17 protein-coding genes are annotated in these 15,198 nt (G+C 43.8%); 10 read left to right on the forward strand and 7 right to left on the reverse strand.

The window, feature by feature from the left end:
- Window positions 1-104: 104 nt before the first annotated feature.
- Entirely contained in the window at window positions 105-854 is a 750-nt protein-coding gene (locus tag M1K46_RS05915) for a gamma-glutamyl-gamma-aminobutyrate hydrolase family protein (protein ID WP_175501964.1), read from the forward strand.
- Between the two features lie 60 nt (window positions 855-914).
- Here the strand turns inward: M1K46_RS05915 and M1K46_RS05920 are convergent, their stop codons facing one another.
- A complete protein-coding gene (locus tag M1K46_RS05920; RefSeq protein ID WP_256225327.1) occupies window positions 915-1,808 on the reverse strand; it encodes a diacylglycerol/lipid kinase family protein in 894 nt (297 codons plus the stop codon).
- Between the two features lie 170 nt (window positions 1,809-1,978).
- On the opposite strand from M1K46_RS05920, the gene dnaN reads away from it, so the two are divergent.
- Complete coding sequence (gene dnaN, locus M1K46_RS05925; RefSeq protein WP_256225328.1) at window positions 1,979-3,109, forward strand: DNA polymerase III subunit beta; 1,131 nt, start codon at window positions 1,979-1,981, stop codon at window positions 3,107-3,109.
- A gap of 265 nt (window positions 3,110-3,374) precedes the next feature.
- Here the strand turns inward: dnaN and lsrF are convergent, their stop codons facing one another.
- Genes lsrF through M1K46_RS05945 form a run of 4 tightly spaced genes read right to left on the reverse strand, consistent with a single transcriptional unit; the run spans window position 3,375 to window position 7,080 of the window.
- Entirely contained in the window at window positions 3,375-4,169 is a 795-nt protein-coding gene (lsrF, locus tag M1K46_RS05930) for a 3-hydroxy-5-phosphonooxypentane-2,4-dione thiolase (protein WP_256225329.1), read from the reverse strand.
- A gap of 4 nt (window positions 4,170-4,173) precedes the next feature.
- Entirely contained in the window at window positions 4,174-4,536 is a 363-nt protein-coding gene (locus M1K46_RS05935; RefSeq protein WP_256225330.1) for a cupin domain-containing protein, read from the reverse strand.
- 34 nt (window positions 4,537-4,570) lie between these two features.
- On the reverse strand, window positions 4,571-6,133 hold the full coding sequence (gene lsrK, locus M1K46_RS05940; protein WP_256225332.1) for an autoinducer-2 kinase: 1,563 nt from the start codon (window positions 6,131-6,133) through the stop codon (window positions 4,571-4,573).
- Window positions 6,118-7,080 carry a sugar-binding transcriptional regulator gene (locus tag M1K46_RS05945; RefSeq protein WP_256225829.1) on the reverse strand — a complete coding sequence of 321 codons (963 nt, stop codon included), beginning with the start codon at window positions 7,078-7,080 and terminating at the stop codon, window positions 6,118-6,120. Before M1K46_RS05945 ends, lsrK begins: the two co-directional genes overlap by 16 nt.
- A gap of 195 nt (window positions 7,081-7,275) precedes the next feature.
- Here M1K46_RS05945 and M1K46_RS05950 point away from each other — a divergent pair, with 195 nt between their 5' ends.
- The 4 genes from M1K46_RS05950 to lsrB are packed head-to-tail and all read left to right on the forward strand — an operon-like array spanning window position 7,276 to window position 11,867.
- Window positions 7,276-8,784 (forward strand): sugar ABC transporter ATP-binding protein, encoded by a 1,509-nt coding sequence (locus tag M1K46_RS05950; RefSeq protein WP_256225333.1) that lies wholly within the window; start codon window positions 7,276-7,278, stop codon window positions 8,782-8,784.
- Window positions 8,781-9,821, forward strand: a complete 1,041-nt coding sequence (locus tag M1K46_RS05955) for an ABC transporter permease subunit (RefSeq protein ID WP_375162175.1) — start codon at window positions 8,781-8,783, stop codon at window positions 9,819-9,821. Before M1K46_RS05950 ends, M1K46_RS05955 begins: the two co-directional genes overlap by 4 nt.
- Window positions 9,805-10,815, forward strand: coding sequence for an ABC transporter permease (locus M1K46_RS05960; RefSeq protein ID WP_375162183.1), 1,011 nt, complete (start codon window positions 9,805-9,807; stop codon window positions 10,813-10,815). The genes M1K46_RS05955 and M1K46_RS05960 overlap by 17 nt, the downstream gene beginning before the upstream one ends.
- Window positions 10,812-11,867 carry an autoinducer 2 ABC transporter substrate-binding protein LsrB gene (gene lsrB, locus M1K46_RS05965; RefSeq protein WP_256225336.1) on the forward strand — a complete coding sequence of 352 codons (1,056 nt, stop codon included), beginning with the start codon at window positions 10,812-10,814 and terminating at the stop codon, window positions 11,865-11,867. The genes M1K46_RS05960 and lsrB overlap by 4 nt, the downstream gene beginning before the upstream one ends.
- A 214-nt stretch (window positions 11,868-12,081) precedes the next feature.
- Here the strand turns inward: lsrB and M1K46_RS05970 are convergent, their stop codons facing one another.
- Window positions 12,082-12,381: a DUF5316 domain-containing protein gene (locus tag M1K46_RS05970; RefSeq protein WP_256225337.1), complete on the reverse strand. Its 300-nt coding sequence runs from the start codon at window positions 12,379-12,381 to the stop codon at window positions 12,082-12,084.
- A gap of 176 nt (window positions 12,382-12,557) precedes the next feature.
- Between M1K46_RS05970 and M1K46_RS05975 the strand changes: the two genes are divergently transcribed.
- The 3 genes from M1K46_RS05975 (at window position 12,558) to M1K46_RS05985 (ending at window position 14,140) form a co-directional block, all read left to right on the forward strand.
- Window positions 12,558-12,767, forward strand: a complete 210-nt coding sequence (locus tag M1K46_RS05975) for a hypothetical protein (protein WP_091005960.1) — start codon at window positions 12,558-12,560, stop codon at window positions 12,765-12,767.
- A gap of 305 nt (window positions 12,768-13,072) precedes the next feature.
- The gene (locus tag M1K46_RS05980; RefSeq protein ID WP_256225338.1) at window positions 13,073-13,594 is read left to right on the forward strand and encodes a competence protein ComK; all 522 of its coding nucleotides are present in this window, start codon (window positions 13,073-13,075) and stop codon (window positions 13,592-13,594) included.
- 186 nt (window positions 13,595-13,780) lie between these two features.
- Window positions 13,781-14,140, forward strand: a complete 360-nt coding sequence (locus M1K46_RS05985) for an SET domain-containing protein (protein WP_053355049.1) — start codon at window positions 13,781-13,783, stop codon at window positions 14,138-14,140.
- Window positions 14,141-14,222: 82 nt separating this feature from the next.
- Here the strand turns inward: M1K46_RS05985 and M1K46_RS05990 are convergent, their stop codons facing one another.
- Entirely contained in the window at window positions 14,223-14,675 is a 453-nt protein-coding gene (locus tag M1K46_RS05990) for an SgcJ/EcaC family oxidoreductase (RefSeq protein WP_256225339.1), read from the reverse strand.
- A gap of 192 nt (window positions 14,676-14,867) precedes the next feature.
- On the opposite strand from M1K46_RS05990, the gene M1K46_RS05995 reads away from it, so the two are divergent.
- Window positions 14,868-14,996: a hypothetical protein gene (locus M1K46_RS05995; RefSeq protein WP_256225341.1), complete on the forward strand. Its 129-nt coding sequence runs from the start codon at window positions 14,868-14,870 to the stop codon at window positions 14,994-14,996.
- Window positions 14,997-15,198 lie beyond the last annotated feature (202 nt).

Consider the following 15,198-nt stretch of genomic DNA (forward strand, 5'->3'; position numbering starts at 1 on the left):
GACTTCTTGGACAGTCCCTATTTATTTTGAGAAATTTAACGAATTGAAAAGGCCCCAAAAAGGGTAAAGACTCCTATAACGAAAATCAGACAGGAGATGTTATTTTGGAGAATCAGAAGCCAGTGATCGGGATTACATGCTCAACAAAGGACATTGGAGGTCAGGAAACGGCCTATTTGCACTATAGCTATGCTACTTCCGTTATGAAGGCGGGTGGCGTTCCAGTCATACTTCCAATGGGTGACAAAGAAACGGTGAAAGAATGGGCAGCCCTGTGTGACGGCATATTGCTCAGCGGGGGAGAGGACATGGATCCACAGCAAATTGGAGCAGAACCGCATCCTAATCTTGGAAAAGTCATTCCGGAACGAGACGAAACAGAAATCAACCTCATCAACTATGCACAGAATAATAATATTCCTATCTTTGCGATCTGCCGGGGAATTCAGGTATTGAACGGAGCTTTGGGTGGCACGCTGGTGCAGGATCTAAATGAAGAGAGAGGGGATGTCATTAAACATTATCAGGACGGTGCGCGTTCGGCTGCTACTCATTCCATCAGCGTAGATAAAGGTACGCTTTTATCCGAAATTCTTGGAACTGAGGATATATCGGTTAATAGTTTTCATCATGGGGCAGTAGATGAAGTGGCACCGGGCTTAAAAGCTGCGGCCTATGCTTCAGACGGAGTGATTGAAGCTTTAGAAAGCACGGATCTAGAGAAAAGCTGGATGCTAGCAGTTCAATGGCATCCGGAAGATATGACAGAAGTAAGTGATGAAATGCATCAATTGTTTGTTCATTTCGTGCAAAAATGCCATGAGTTGTTGGAGAAGGAACAGCCCGCTCTCTAATCAGTAATGTATTAATAGGAAATCAGGTCATAAAAAAAGAGCTGTTCATCAGCTCTTTTTTTAGTTTCCTTCAGGGGGGACGAACAGTGAGACATGTTGTTTCAGCACATTTGCTTGAAACGGAAGAGGCTCGCCTTCATCTCCATCAATATTGACCACAAGCTGTTCTGAAGCGGAAACCTTCAGTGAAGCCGACTTGATATATTCCACATCATTGTGTTCTTTTAGCTCACCCTTGATCAGTTTTGGGATGATGTTTAACGTACCAGGAAAAGAAATGTTTTTGACCACGTAAATATGAAAGATCCCGTCATTCACCTTCGCATGTGGCGCAAGCTTTTCAAAACCTCCTACGGAATTGGTAAGTGCGGTAATTAATAAATACGCTTTTCCCTCCCATTCGCCTTGATCATGCGAGATGGTCAATGAAAATGGTGTTTTATTAATGATAGCCTTCATTCCTTCCACAAAATAAGCAAACGGCCCGAGCAGTGTTTTTTGCTCTGTACTCACGTTGTAGGAGGCTTCGGCAATGGCTCCCACCGCCAGAACATTCATAAAGTGTCTGTCATTGATCTTACCGATATCTGCTTTTTTATAGTGCTGGGAAGGAAGAATCTTTATAGCTTCAGAAGGGTCAAGCGGAATGTTCAGCGCTCTTGCGAAATCGTTGACCGTACCGAGCGGAATGATTCCAAAATCGGGCCGGTGCTCTTGTTCAGCGAGTCCGTTGACTGCCTCACTAACTGTACCATCTCCGCCCATGGATACTACGGTATCATAGTGAAGTTCACATGCTTTTCTTGCAAACTCCTCAGCGTCGCCTTCTTTTCTTGTTTCACTAACGGTCACTTCCTCATGAAATTTTTGAAGTGTTCGTTCCGCCTCCGGAAGAAGATCCTTCGCTTGTTCCTTTCCAGAAGAAGGATTCAAGATAATCATCGCCTTTGTCATAGGCCCCCCCTTTTTCTACTGTATTCCTAAATAAGAGAGTACCCGTTACGGGTTGATTTCTAACTTGCAGGGGCAGTAAAGCTTTCGTGCTTTACAGTCCCTTTCATGAAAGGAAAAAGATGTTCTCTGTCGAATGATAGAAGGTAGTGGATGTCGAAAGGAAGTATCACATGGAATTTACCATAAATAAAGAGTATTTGAGCCAAGCGGTTTCGGATGTCAGTAAAGCTGTATCCGCACGGACGACATTACCAATCCTGTCGGGTATTAAGATGGCTGCTGACTATAACCGCCTTACCCTGACAGGAAGCAATGCTGAGATCGTGATTGAGCGTGTGCTGCATTCCGATGTGCAAGGTGAGAGCATGATGGCAGTACATAAAACCGGAAGTATAGTTGTTTCTGCAAAATATTTAAATGACCTTATCAAAAAACTGCCGGGTGATCTGCTGGTTAAGGTTGGGGAAAATCATTCGGTATCCATTCAATCAGAAGATATTGTTGTATCACTAAAAGGATTTCATGCAGGGGAGTTTCCTCGCCTCACGATGTCCCAGCCTGAAGCCAGCCATCAGTTACCAGGCACCGTCCTAGCTGATATGATCAAACGAACGATGTTTGCTGTCAGTAAAAATGGAGCACGGCCTGTCCTGACGGGTGTGCATTTTGTCTTTGATCAAAATTTTTTCTGCAGCACCGCTACCGACTCTCTGAGACTGGCAACCTATAAACGCAATATTGGCGCCAGTTTGACCGGCTCATTTATCGTGCCTCAGCCTGCTCTGAATGAGTTTTTAAAGCTAATGGGGAGCTACACGGGTGAAGTCACCTTAAAGCTTACTGAAAGCTATATCGAGTTTTCAACCGATGTTTTTTCTTTTTATTCGAGGCTTATCGCCGGAAAGTATCCGAACACGGCTTCCTTGATTCCGAACGAATTTAAAACGGTTATTACATTGCAGGCCAGTGATTTCTTAAAAGGAATTGACCGGGCAGCATTGTTTGCCGGGGAGTGGAAAAATAATAATGTGAATCTAACTCTTCTGGAGGGGAAAAAGCTCGGGATCTCTTCCCGATCTATGGAATCAGGCACCATCCATGAGATCCAGAACATTAACAGTTTAGAAGGCGAGGAAGAACTCAGTATTTCTCTTGATGGGAAATTTCTGACGGAAGCTCTGCGCGGAATAAAAGATGAAGAAATCAAAATCAGTTTCAGCGGGTCCATGAAGCCTGTTTTGATCGAATCTGTTTCTGATTCGCCTTATCAGCATCTTATTTCTCCCGTGAGAGCGTATTGATGGGGAGAAGAGGGTTTGCTCTTGGGGTTTGGAAGGCGGATTGTCGTTTACCCGCTAAAACAAGTGATTTACCCGCCGAAACGAAGCAAATACCCGCCAAAATAAAAAAATACCCGCGAAAATAGGACGTTTACCCGCCAAAACCTCATTATAGTAAACTAGCGGATAATCAATACAAAAAGCACCGGCGCTCTATACTGCACCCCAAAAGTTAGAGTAAAAACTTAACTTTTGGGGGTCACTTCACTCCCGGTGCTTTTTCCGCTTATTTCACTTTCACATTAGCAGCATTCTCGTAAACTTCCAGCGCTTCTTTTACACTCGCATTCTTACGGACAATCTCATGGATCGCCTGAATCATGGCGGCTGGATGCTCTGACTGCCAGATGTTTCTGCCCATATCAACGCCGGCTGCGCCTTCCTGCATGGCATTATACGTCAGATTTAGTGCATCCTTCATGGTATCCAGCTTAGGTCCGCCAGCGATGACTACTGGAACGGGGCAAGTGCCCGTTACTTTTTCAAAGTTTTCGCAATAATAGGTTTTAATAATATCAGCGCCCATTTCTGCACCGATTCGAGAGGCTAGGGCCAGGAAGCGTGCTTCGCGCTTTTGCAGTTCTTTTGCAACAGCAGTAATCGCAAGGACAGGTATGCCGTAGTCGTGAGCTTCGGTCACAACAGAGGCCAAGTTTGAAACGGTTTGAGTTTCATGGTCTGAGCCCACAAAGATCGAAACGCCAACACCTAGGACATTATGGCGGATAGCTTCTTTCATCGGTGTGACAATATGTTCATTAGCCAAATCCTTGCCTACTACACTAGGGCCACCTGATACCCTCATTAACACTGGTTTTTCACAGTTTTCAGGTATGCAGGCAGAGAGGGCTCCTCTTGTCGCAAATAAGGAATCTGTATAGGGGAGCAGCTCTTTTACGGTTTCTCCCGGTTTCTCTAGCCCGTGAATTGGACCCAGGAAATAACCGTGATCAATGGCAAGCATGACTGCTTTTCCCTCTGGCAGTATTTGATTCATTCGGTTTTTTAATCCCCAACTCATATGATCACTCCTTCTCAAGATCTGGATTGTTTACAACAACAGAATCTTTTTCTTGTAAATGCGGTGATTTAATAAATACAGCTTTAAAATTTTGTTGAGATTGATTGATGAGATAGTGAGCTTCGTTTGGCCGGACTTGAAGCATGTCACCAGTTTTGGCAGGCACTCGCACACCATCAATATAGAAATCTATGGAACCTTCTAGTACATAAAAAATTTCTTCGCATGTCGTATGATAGTGATTTGGGAAGTCCTGGCCAGGCTTCAGCACGACGACACCAAGGTCTACATTTGGACCTTTCGTTAAATATTTAGGGCCATGATCTCCGAAGCGGAATTCATTTTCTGACTCATTCACTTTCAGCAAAACAGCCACCCCTCTTCCTCTGTATTTATGACGGTCAAACAGAACCAGGTGCTTTCCACATATGATGGGTCAGCCCTTGGTCAGAGAGTGCCAGATGCTCCTTGTATACGGCCTGCCAATTCTCAAAAATCTTCGCATAAAGGCTATGATTTTCTTTATTTGGTTCATACGTGTTCTCCCATTGAACGATTTCAAGGGCAGCTTTTTCAATGGATGAGTAAATGCCCGCTCCATAACCAGCGACGATCGCTGTTCCGAGGGCGGCAGCTTCCTTCACAAGCGGAACCTTCACCTTGACTCCGAGCACGTCAGAAAGGATCTGGCACCAAAGCTTGCCTTTAGAAGCTCCTCCGGCAAAAATGACTTCATCAGGATAGTAGCCTGTGTGCTCCTGTATCATTTTTAAGTTTCCCAGCGTCACCAGGGCTGCATTTTCTTCAATCGCCCGGAACAACTCCTTTTTGCCGCAGCGCTCGGGATCGAGAGAAAGATTCGTAAAAGAAGGGGAGGCATGGCGCCAGGAAATAAAGTTCATCACATCTGAAAAAATAGGCATGATGCCATAAGAGCCCACAGGAACTTCGGCTGCCTGTTCTTCCAGCAATTCATAGGGGTCTCTTCCAAGCTCTCTTGCACGATTCTTTTCTTCTGTACAAAAGGCATCCCGAAACCAGCGCATGACGAGGCCAGGGAAGAAGACTATGGTTTCATACTGCCAAAGATGGGACACTGCATGACAATTGATTCGTATGCGCTGTTTAGGATCGGGGACAGGGGCAGTCACGTTAACTTCTTGCTGCCAAAAGCTTCCTCCGGAAACAAGAGTCTGACCTACCTTCACTACTCCAACACCTACGGAGGCGAGCTGAGCATCACCTCCACCTGAAAATACGGCTGTACCTTCAGCCAATCCGGTGAACTTTGCAGTTTCAGCTGTAACATGCCCAAGTAATGTTCCAGCTTCATGAACAGGTGGGAAAAGGCTGCTCTTCATTCCGCATTCCTTGGTAATCTGCTCATCCCAAGTGCGTTCTTTTATATTAAAGATGCCGGTTGTGCAGCCATTGGAAGGGTCGGCTTGCAGTTTTCCGCAAAGCTTATAGAGGAGCCAATCATTAAGCATCGTGATGGCCGCTGTCTCATTATAGATTTCAGGCTGATTTTTCTTGATCCATAAAAGACGAGGCAATGCTCCCAGCGCAAAGGTTTGGCCGGAAAGGCTGTACAGGTCTTCTTCAATAAGTGGGCGAAGCTGTTTTAAGTCTGTCACTTCTTCTGAAGCACGTGAGTCCACGTTGGCGCATGCCCAAATTTCCTGGCCTTCTTTGTTGTAAAGAACAAAACCTTCCCGCATGCTTGTTGCACTGATTCCTTTTATACATTGAGGCGTTATTTCGGCTTGCTGCACGGCATCTTTTATGCATTCCACAGCTATTCTCCAGTTCTCTTTTACATCAAAATTCATAGAGCCGGGAAAGCGCGAATCTGCCGGATGATCCCATTCCTGCTGTGACAATGAAAGTTGATTGCCTTTCGTATCGAATAAAACCGCACGAATACTACCCGTTCCTGCATCAAGTGCTAGGATGGCATCCATTCTTTTTTTGTCGCCTCCTTCTTCATTAATTGAATAGCACTTTCTTCATCCGTGATTAAAGTTTGAACATATCCGCCTTTCAATGCTCCGTAAATGGCATCGATTTTCGTTTGTCCCCCTGCAACTCCGACCACATTTTTCATTCCTTTTAGTTTAGAGATGGATATTCCAATTCTGCGTTCATGGTGAGGGAGAGTTAGGAGTTCTCCGGCAGCATTGTAAAATTGGCCGAGGATATCACCGACGCCATTCAGTTTCTTGATTGTCGTCATTTCTTTTAAGGTTATTTTTTCTTCTTTAATAATGGTGGCATCTGATGACAATCCGCCAATTCCGACAAGCATGACAGAAGAAACACCTGCAAGCTCGAGGATATCACTTACAGCAGGCTCGGAAAGAATGCTTGAGGCCATTTGTTGAGAGGAGGCAAGAAATGGTGCTGGGATAATATGAAACCGGCCCTGAAACTTGCTTAGCCCTCCATCAAGAGAATAATTTTTCTTTTGAAAATAATAGTTGACTCCGCCAGTCAGCGTAACAATGGATACATTGGCTGCCGGGTCAAGTGACAGGTGCTGCAGTGTACGTGTAACAGCTTCACCCCAGCCAATCCCGAGAAGCTGTTCGGAAGTCAGGGTGCTTTCAAGGTATTGTGCCGCCGCTTTTGCTAAGGAGTCTGACAGGTTGGAAGCAGGAGTTGGAATAATGAAGGCATCGGAGAGACCAAATGTTTCTATAACATCTCTTTCGGTGCTCAAACAGTTGATTCCGTTCCCTCGAATGTTAAATTGAACAATTCCGTCAGAACGAGCTTTTTCCAGCATACGGACGATCTTGTTTCGGGAAAGATCCAGCAGTTCGGCAATTTCATTTTGTGTCAGGTTGTTTTTATAGTAGTGCCAGGCTACTTTTACGATTAAATTCTCCTCATAAGTGGACCTGTTCATGAGTTCCATCCTTTCCACATATGACCGTTGCTTCAACATATGTTCCTCCAAAAATGATTATGCCCGCTATTCAAAGTGTGAAAATTGGTTCTAAGGAATCATTTGGTAAGATAAAATGCTACAAATACCACTAATCTTTTCTCAACAAAAATTAGTGGCAATAAAAATTGTTTGATTGAAAGGCAGGTGAATCCAATGGGTGAAGAATCCCTGTTACAAATGTCTGAGATCAAAAAGCAATTTTCTGAGAATCTGGTTTTGAAAGGCGTGGACATGAGTGTATTATCCGGCCAAATTCATGCTTTGATTGGAGGAAATGGAGCAGGAAAGTCTACCCTGATGAAAATCATAACCGGGCTGTATCAAGCAGATTCCGGGCAATTGCTGATGAAAGGGGAGCAGGTACATTTCAACTCTCCGGCAGAAGCACATAAGAAAGGCATTTATCTGGTTCCGCAAGAACCTTTAATCTTTCCAAATATGTCAGTGGAGGAAAATATTTCGATTGGCCTCAAACAGCCGAAAAAGACCGTTAAACAAAAGATAAGGGAACTTAATTCTAAACTTGGCTGGAATTTGGATCTTTCTCGATCGGCATCGACGCTCTCCATTGCCGAGCAGCAGCTGGTTGAATTGCTGAGAGGCCTTATGCGTGATGCTGAGCTGCTGATTTTGGATGAGCCGACTTCCACACTAACCCACCATGAAATATCAAGCCTGTTCAGGATTGTTAAACAGCTGGCAAGCAGCGGAAAGGGAATTGTATATATTACTCACCGCTTTTCGGAAATCTTCGAGCTTGCCCATCATATATCCGTTTTGCGTGACGGAGTGATCAGCGCTTCTGGCCCCGTTTCTCAGTTTTCCTATGAAAAGCTGGTTCAGAACCTTATGCCTGAAGGAAAAACATTTGATTCAAAAGCATCAGTCAGTCCTTGTAGACAGGAAGGAAAGGCAGAGGACAAAACTCCAATTTTGTCTGTAAAAAATCTTTTTGGTAAGCGTTTTCATTCTGTGTCGTTCACTGTTTGCAAGGGTGAAGTGGTCGGAATAGCAGGAATCGTTGGGGCAGGGAGAACTGAACTAGCTGAAGCGATTTTTGGCATATCACAGTGCGCTTCAGGAGAAGTTTGTCTTGAGGGCGAAGATATAACAACTTTTTCTGTCAGAGAGCGAATCGACAGAGGCCTCGTTTATATCCCGGAGGATCGATATGCACACGGTGTATTTTCAATTGCATCGTTAAAAGGAAATTTAACCTCAGCAATACTTCATAAGGGAAAAGGATGGATCCTTCCCTTTAAGCAAGAACAAAAGATAGCGGAACAGTACATCAGCCAGCTCAATGTGAAGGCGTTAAATTGCCGCCAGTCTGCCGAGTCCTTATCAGGAGGAAATCAGCAGAAAATTGTATTAGGAAAGTATCTGGCTGCCAAGCCAAAGGTAATCTTGTTTGATGAGCCCACAAGAGGAATAGATGCGAGTGCACGGCTGGATATCTATGAATTGATATCAGAGCTGAAGAAAAAGGGAATCAGTATCGTTCTCATTTCATCGGATCCAGAGGAAATTATGGCATTGAGTGACCATGTTTGGGTGATGCACGAAGGAAAGCTGGTCAAAAAACTGGAGGACGATGCCATTACACTGGATCAGATTACGAGTGCTTCCTTTGGTGTGGAGGAGGAGGTAACTGCTCCATGAAACTCCTATTGAGATTGATGCAAATCCGAGAGGCATCTATCTTTTTGTTCATTCTTTTATTTGTAGGCTGTATTGGCCTTGTGAATCCTGCATTTACAAGTGGGGGTTCGCTCGGATTGATTTTGAAGTCCAGTATGATTCTTCTCGTTTTGGCAGCCGGCCAGTCCTTTGTCTTAATAACCGCAAATATTGACGTTTCAGTTGGTTCTACTATGGGACTTTCTGCAGCGGTCTGCGGGATGATGCTTACTCATGGGGTGTCAGGATCTCTTTCCGTCGCTGCTGCTTTGCTTATAGGTTCATGTATTGGGGCTGCCAATGGTTTAGGCGTTTCGTTCTTTCGTATCCCGTCAATCATCATGACATTAGGGACTCTGGGAATTGTAAGAGGATATATGCTGTTTTATACAGAGGGTAAATGGATTGAGGATATTCCATTCTATTTTAAAAAACTTTCATCAGCAGCATTTCTCGGGATTCAACTTCCGGTTTGGATTGGAATCATAGCCGCTGTAATGGCCTACCTCTTTCTTACCAGATCCTCAGTGGGCCGTTACTTTTACGCGGTAGGGGATAATGAGGCAGGAGCAAGGCTAATCGGTCTTCCTGTTAAATCCATTACCGTGCTGGCGTTTACTTTCTCCGGTTTATCGGCATCGATTGCCGCCTGTCTGTTTGTCATGAACATCGGTTTTGTGCCGAATCAAACTGGTACAGGAATTGAATTGCAGGTCATTGCGGCAGCCGTCCTTGGAGGTGTAAGTCTTTCAGGAGGCCAGGGTTCTTTGTTTGGTGCAGCACTGGGAGCCATCTTTCTTGAGGTGATCAATAATTCTTTGGTCTTTCTGAAGGTTCCTGCCTACTGGAACAATGCCATATCCGGATTTCTTCTGCTTTTGATCGTAACAGGAGACAGCAGGTTTCAGCTCTGGCTGCAAAGCAATGGGAAAAAGAAACAGCAAGAACAGGAAAATATGAGCCGTTCTAAACTACCGAAGTCAGGAGAGGGCGGATATGAAGATAAAGTCGTTCTATAGATGGGAGTTCTTCCTCCTGCTTATATTCATCGTGGAAATAGGCATTTTCGGATGGCTTAGCCCAGGTTTTCTCAATGTGAACAACCTGCTGTTCAGTATGAATGATTTCATATTTATCAGCATTGCAGCCATTCCAATGACCCTCGTCATTATATCAGGGGGAATTGATGTTTCGATCGGTTCTATCATGGGTCTTTGTTCTATTATTCTGGGAGTCTCCTGGTCTCACGGAGTGAATGTGTGGCTCGCGGTATTGATTGCAATCTCCTCCGGATTGGCTGCAGGTCTTCTCAATGGCCTGATCATTCTATATAGCAGAGTACAGCCGCTCGTGGTGACATTAGGCAGTATGTTTCTTTTTTCTGGATTAGCGCTTGTTATTTCCGGCGGATCAAAGGCATCAGGCTATGAGGGTATCAGTGGTTTTCCAGATGCCTTCGTACAGCTTGGCAATGGGAGTTTCATAGGTATTCCCAATCCGCTCTGGTTCTTGATCGGTATGACAGCTGTCTTTTGTACATTGCTCCATTTTACGAAATACGGAAGAAGTGTGTATCTTGTCGGCATTAACAGCAAGGCTGCATTCTATAGCGGTTTGCGAATCAAGTGGATATCGCTAAGCACGTATATCTTATCTGGATTGGGAGGTGGTTTAGGCGGCGTACTGCTAACATCTTACTTCAGTTCAGCTCGAGCAGATTTAGGTTCTGAAGCTGTATTGCCTGTCATTACTGCAGTGGTTCTGGGTGGAACGAGCATCATCGGCGGCAAAGGGTCGATTGCAGGTACCGTGATTGCCAGTATTGTAATCGGCTTTATGCAATATGGCCTTCAAATGATCGGTCTGACGAGTGAACAGGCGAGTATTGTAATTGGGGCTATGCTGATTATTTCAGTCATGGCAAGGCAAAGTTCCTATCAGAAAGTCAATCAATGGTTCAGGCAAAGTAAAACAAATTCTTCTGATCTTACGTACAAGGGGGAAATGAGATGAAAAGAAGAAGTGCCTTATCTTTGTTCCTTATTTTTGCATTAATGATTTCATTGATGGCTGCCTGCAGCAGCGGTGGCAGTAAACCGAAGGCAAAAGAGGCCAAGGATGTTAAGCTGGCGTTCATCCCGAAGCTGACAGGTGTAGGGTTCTTCACGTCTGGTGGTGAAGGGGCCAAGGAAATGGCTGACAAACTTGGCGTCAAACTGAAATACGACGGACCTTCAGAAGCTACTGTTTCCGGGCAAGTAAAATACATTAACAGTTTTGTGAACCAGGGTTATGATGCGATCATGGTGTCTTCAACCTCAGTTGACGGCCTCTCTCAAACATTAAAGCGTGCAAAGCAAAAAGGAGTGAAGGTACTGACTTGGGATTCAGATGTAAATCCAAAGGACCGATCGTTCTATATCAATCAGGGAACACCGCAGCAGCTTGGCCAGCTTCTCATCGATATGACGGCTTCTCAGATTGGCGATAAAGGGAAAGTAGCTTTCTTCTATTCCAGTCCTACGGTTACTGATCAAAATCAATGGGTAAAGGAAGCGAAAGTCATTATCGCAAAAAAATATCCAGGATGGGAGATAGTCACAACTCAATACGGTGAAAACAACGCGCAGAAATCATTATCCGTGGGTGAGGGAATCTTGAAAACCTATCCTGATGTGGATGCGGTCATCTGTCCGGATGCTACTGCTCTGCCTGCCATGGCACAAGCCGCTGAAAACCTCAAAAAAGCCGGAAAGGTAACTGTCACTGGATTTTCAACACCAAATGTCATGCGTGATTTTGTTAAACGCGGTACTGTAAAACAATTCGGCTTATGGGATGTTAAACAGCAGGGAGCACTCGCTACCTACGTTTCCTACCTGATGACGGTCAAAGGCAAGACTCTCAAAGTAGGAGACTCGTTTGAAGTGCCGGGTATAGGAAAAGTAAAAATTGAGCCAAATACCATTCAGGGCTATGATTATCAATCCAAAGACAGTGGCATTATCTTGCTCCCTGAACGCGTCATATTCACGAAAGATAATATTGATAAGTACAAATTTTAATTCTGCAGTTAGGATTTGGAGGGAGTGTGGCAAAATTACCGTTTACCCTCCAAACAAGTGATTTACCCGCCGAAACGAAGGAAATACTCGCCAAAATAAAAAAATACCCGCGAAAACAGAGCATTTACCCGCCAAAACCGGGTTATGGTAAACTAGCGACCCACTAATTCAGCCAAATAAAAGAAGAGACTCAAATCTGAGTCTCTTCTTTTTATTAAAGGTAATTCTGTACTACGTAATAGCTGACTGCAACGATCAGGTTTGGCAAAGCGAACAATAGTAAGAGGGTGGAATAGCGTATTCTGTCTTGGCGATTCTCTTTGGTCTCACTGAAGTAATTTGCCCGGAACCGGTCACCGTCAATAAAAGCCCCAGTGAAAAGACCCGCAGCTAATAGCGAAACCAGGCCAATGCTGCCAGACACATTGAGCAGCAAGCTCCAGTCATTCAAAATAAATGCACTTAATAAAACAGCAGCACCGACAATCAACCCCGCAATAAAAAACTTTTTCATAAAATCAGCCTCCTGTGTCTTGGATATACTGATCACATCTTTTATTTTTCCATTACTACAATAATACCATTTATATCCAGTCTGTAAATGTTGTATATTTACTAAAAATTCCATTGAAAATGGCAGGCTGACAATTTATAATAAGAACAAACGTTCGTTATATTGAGGTGATTAAATTGGATGAGCAAATTCGGTATCATTTTATGTATAAGGAAAGAATGGCCGTTACCAATGAGATTATCATTCAGTTTATGGATTTTCAGGGTAAGCGCTTGGTAAGGGCGACAGCTCGGGATCTGAACAGCAGTACCAACCAAAAGTTAAAAGAAGATGCCAGAAAGCAGTGGGACCGGATAAAAAGGGCGGAGACCATGGAGCAGAAATAGCTGGCTGGCTATAAAAGAAGAGGAGGCAAGACATAGCGGATACCACAATGAATGGTACACGGCGTGCAGCTGCGGGATGTGGAGGAAGAGGATCTGAAGCTGCAATAGATTCTTGTCGAACTGAGTCTTTTTTCACAGATAAAAGGATTATTTTGTAAAATATTGTAGAAAAGTTCAGAATTTTTGGTATAATTAAGAAGTGTAACTGATTGGTTCACAGAAGGAGGAATGTTATTGAGGTAAAATGCAGTGTCTATATCACCCAGGGGGCTGGGGATCTTTCAATTGAGAGGGGTAAGTGGTTAATGACAAATAAGGTGATGGTTCCAAATAAACAATATGAAATCAATGTAGACACCATGGCATTACTGCCTTTCTGCGATGAGTATGGCAAGTTACATACGAAGGTTCTTGAAAGAAACAGAACGTTGTGTGTTTGCGGAAAACCCAAGTCTGTTATCACTTTTAGCTGCGGTTACTATGGGTCAAGCTATAAGGGCCGGAAGGATGGGGCTTCTCATATAATGGGAATCCGGTCTCGGGCTCCAATTGTTATCAGTGAGCAGCTGGGCATCTTTTTCATTCCTCTTGAATCTCCGAACAATGACACATGCATCTGGATTGCTCAGGCCCATGTAAAACAGGTCAAGGCAACCTCCTCCGACACATCAGACATCATTTTTTCGAACGATACCTTCATTTCAGTCAACCAGGCTAAAAGTACGCTTGAAGCTAAAATCCATCGGGCGTCACATTATCGTTTTATTTTGGAACTGCGGATCAATGAGAAAAAAACGATTTATGAACATCGTTTTTTCCGGCCTTAAATTTAACCAAATGAAGACCCTGGTTGCTCTGCGCGCCAGGGTTTTATTGTATCTAAAGAGATTGACTGGGACTTATTGATTAAAGGTGCCAGGCACCATGTGCCCTTTTTTATTTTATCCAGTACAGGGCTTGTGAACTTTGAATACGATGAATATAACAATCGAAGAAAGAAAGGTTGTGTATTCATGTTTGAAATAAGGCCATCGCGGTTTGGCAGAGGCATCTTTGCTACCCGCAGCATAAAAAAAGGAGAGCTGATCCATAGAGCTCCCGTTATAGCGAGTCCTAAAGAAGAATGCAAATATATGATTAAAACGGTCTTGGCGGACTATGTTTTTAACTGGGGTGATGGGTATGCCATCGCACTGGGTTACGGATCGCTGTTTAATCATTCCTATTCCCCAAATGCCAAGTATAAACTTAAAAAAAGTGAGTTAATGATTGATTTTTACGCGTATAAAGACATTAATGCGGATGAAGAAATTCTGGTGAATTATAATGGGGATCCTGAGGATGACAGAGAACTATGGTTTAAACCGATATGAAGGCGGTATCCGCCTAACTAGGACATAAAAAAAGGAGTTTCAATCATACCCGATTGGACTCCTTTTTGTATCTGAAGGTCATTCACTCAAAAAAGCTGTTCTTTAATTCCTCTGTCATTTCCCTGATGAGCTCAGGCCGGCCATGAAATTGAGCAGGTGTATTTTGAAAGAGTTCGATTCTCCACATTCCATTCGTTTTAACGGCAACAAGGGTCTGATGAGCGTTAAGGTCGGGGTTCAAATCATCTTTCCCGTCCGGCACCATTCCGACGATCGACCGTAAAAGGGCACTTTCATTGCTTAATAGCTTAATGCCTTTAACTTTAAAGACATAGGCGGGAGTCGGATGATTTGCAAAAATCGGCTCAAGGTGAGAAAAAATTTCTTTATTTCCGATGACGTGGCTGCCGTCAAATCCGATTAATTCTCCCCCTGTCAGAAACAGTTCCGCCATGCCGGCACTGTTTCGTTCGTTCCAGGCTTCAATCAACTGGCGGTATAGCTGCATTACATCTTCAAGAGCAGTAGAACCCATAGAATATCCCTCCAAGTACAGTATACTTATAGCTTGGCCTTATACAAGTCTATCGTCAAGTCCTGCTTTCTATCAAATTGGACAGCCTTTTTTTATTTCTAGGGATAGCTGCACCAATCGGGATTGATAGACTCGCATATACTAGTTTCATAAGGGTTTCCCTTTGTATCCTCTTTATAAGGAGGTGAGGGAATGATTACTCTAGTCACAATTGTGCTTGCATTACTCCTTTTGGTTGCATTGCTCGTAGCGGTACTTCTTGGTACACAAGAGCAGCAAACAATTATCCGGGATGCGCTCATTGCGATTCTTAGTGCTTAATCAGCATAGAAACTAGATCCCCTTATGAGAAAAATCTCCGGAAGCTCATGTTTCCGGAGATTTTTTATTGCAATTCTGCACGTTCTGAATGTTATCGCCGTATTCCCCTAAGATTTTCTTCCAATTTCCATAAATCAATCGGAAACTTTCGAAAAAATACGAAAAGAAAAAGCAGGACTGGCTTTCCTAATGTCAAAGATAA

It is taken from the genome of Fictibacillus sp. WQ 8-8 (genome assembly GCF_024494405.1).
GTDB lineage: Bacteria > Bacillota > Bacilli > Bacillales > Fictibacillaceae > Fictibacillus_C > Fictibacillus_C marinisediminis.

What these genes read in the sequence shown, in the direction of transcription:
- M1K46_RS05920 (WP_256225327.1), bottom strand. Translation starts at nt 1,808, where the DNA reads ATGACAAAGGCGATGATTATCTTGAATCCTTCTTCTGGAAAGGAACAA.
- dnaN (WP_256225328.1), top strand. Translation starts at nt 1,979, where the DNA reads ATGGAATTTACCATAAATAAAGAGTATTTGAGCCAAGCGGTTTCGGAT.
- lsrF (WP_256225329.1), bottom strand. Translation starts at nt 4,169, where the DNA reads ATGAGTTGGGGATTAAAAAACCGAATGAATCAAATACTGCCAGAGGGA.
- lsrK (WP_256225332.1), bottom strand. Translation starts at nt 6,133, where the DNA reads ATGGATGCCATCCTAGCACTTGATGCAGGAACGGGTAGTATTCGTGCG.
- M1K46_RS05945 (WP_256225829.1), bottom strand. Translation starts at nt 7,080, where the DNA reads ATGAACAGGTCCACTTATGAGGAGAATTTAATCGTAAAAGTAGCCTGG.
- M1K46_RS05950 (WP_256225333.1), top strand. Translation starts at nt 7,276, where the DNA reads ATGGGTGAAGAATCCCTGTTACAAATGTCTGAGATCAAAAAGCAATTT.
- M1K46_RS05955 (WP_375162175.1), top strand. Translation starts at nt 8,781, where the DNA reads ATGAAACTCCTATTGAGATTGATGCAAATCCGAGAGGCATCTATCTTT.
- lsrB (WP_256225336.1), top strand. Translation starts at nt 10,812, where the DNA reads ATGAAAAGAAGAAGTGCCTTATCTTTGTTCCTTATTTTTGCATTAATG.
- M1K46_RS05970 (WP_256225337.1), bottom strand. Translation starts at nt 12,381, where the DNA reads ATGAAAAAGTTTTTTATTGCGGGGTTGATTGTCGGTGCTGCTGTTTTA.
- M1K46_RS05980 (WP_256225338.1), top strand. Translation starts at nt 13,073, where the DNA reads ATGACAAATAAGGTGATGGTTCCAAATAAACAATATGAAATCAATGTA.
- M1K46_RS05985 (WP_053355049.1), top strand. Translation starts at nt 13,781, where the DNA reads ATGTTTGAAATAAGGCCATCGCGGTTTGGCAGAGGCATCTTTGCTACC.
- M1K46_RS05990 (WP_256225339.1), bottom strand. Translation starts at nt 14,675, where the DNA reads ATGGGTTCTACTGCTCTTGAAGATGTAATGCAGCTATACCGCCAGTTG.
- M1K46_RS05995 (WP_256225341.1), top strand. Translation starts at nt 14,868, where the DNA reads ATGATTACTCTAGTCACAATTGTGCTTGCATTACTCCTTTTGGTTGCA.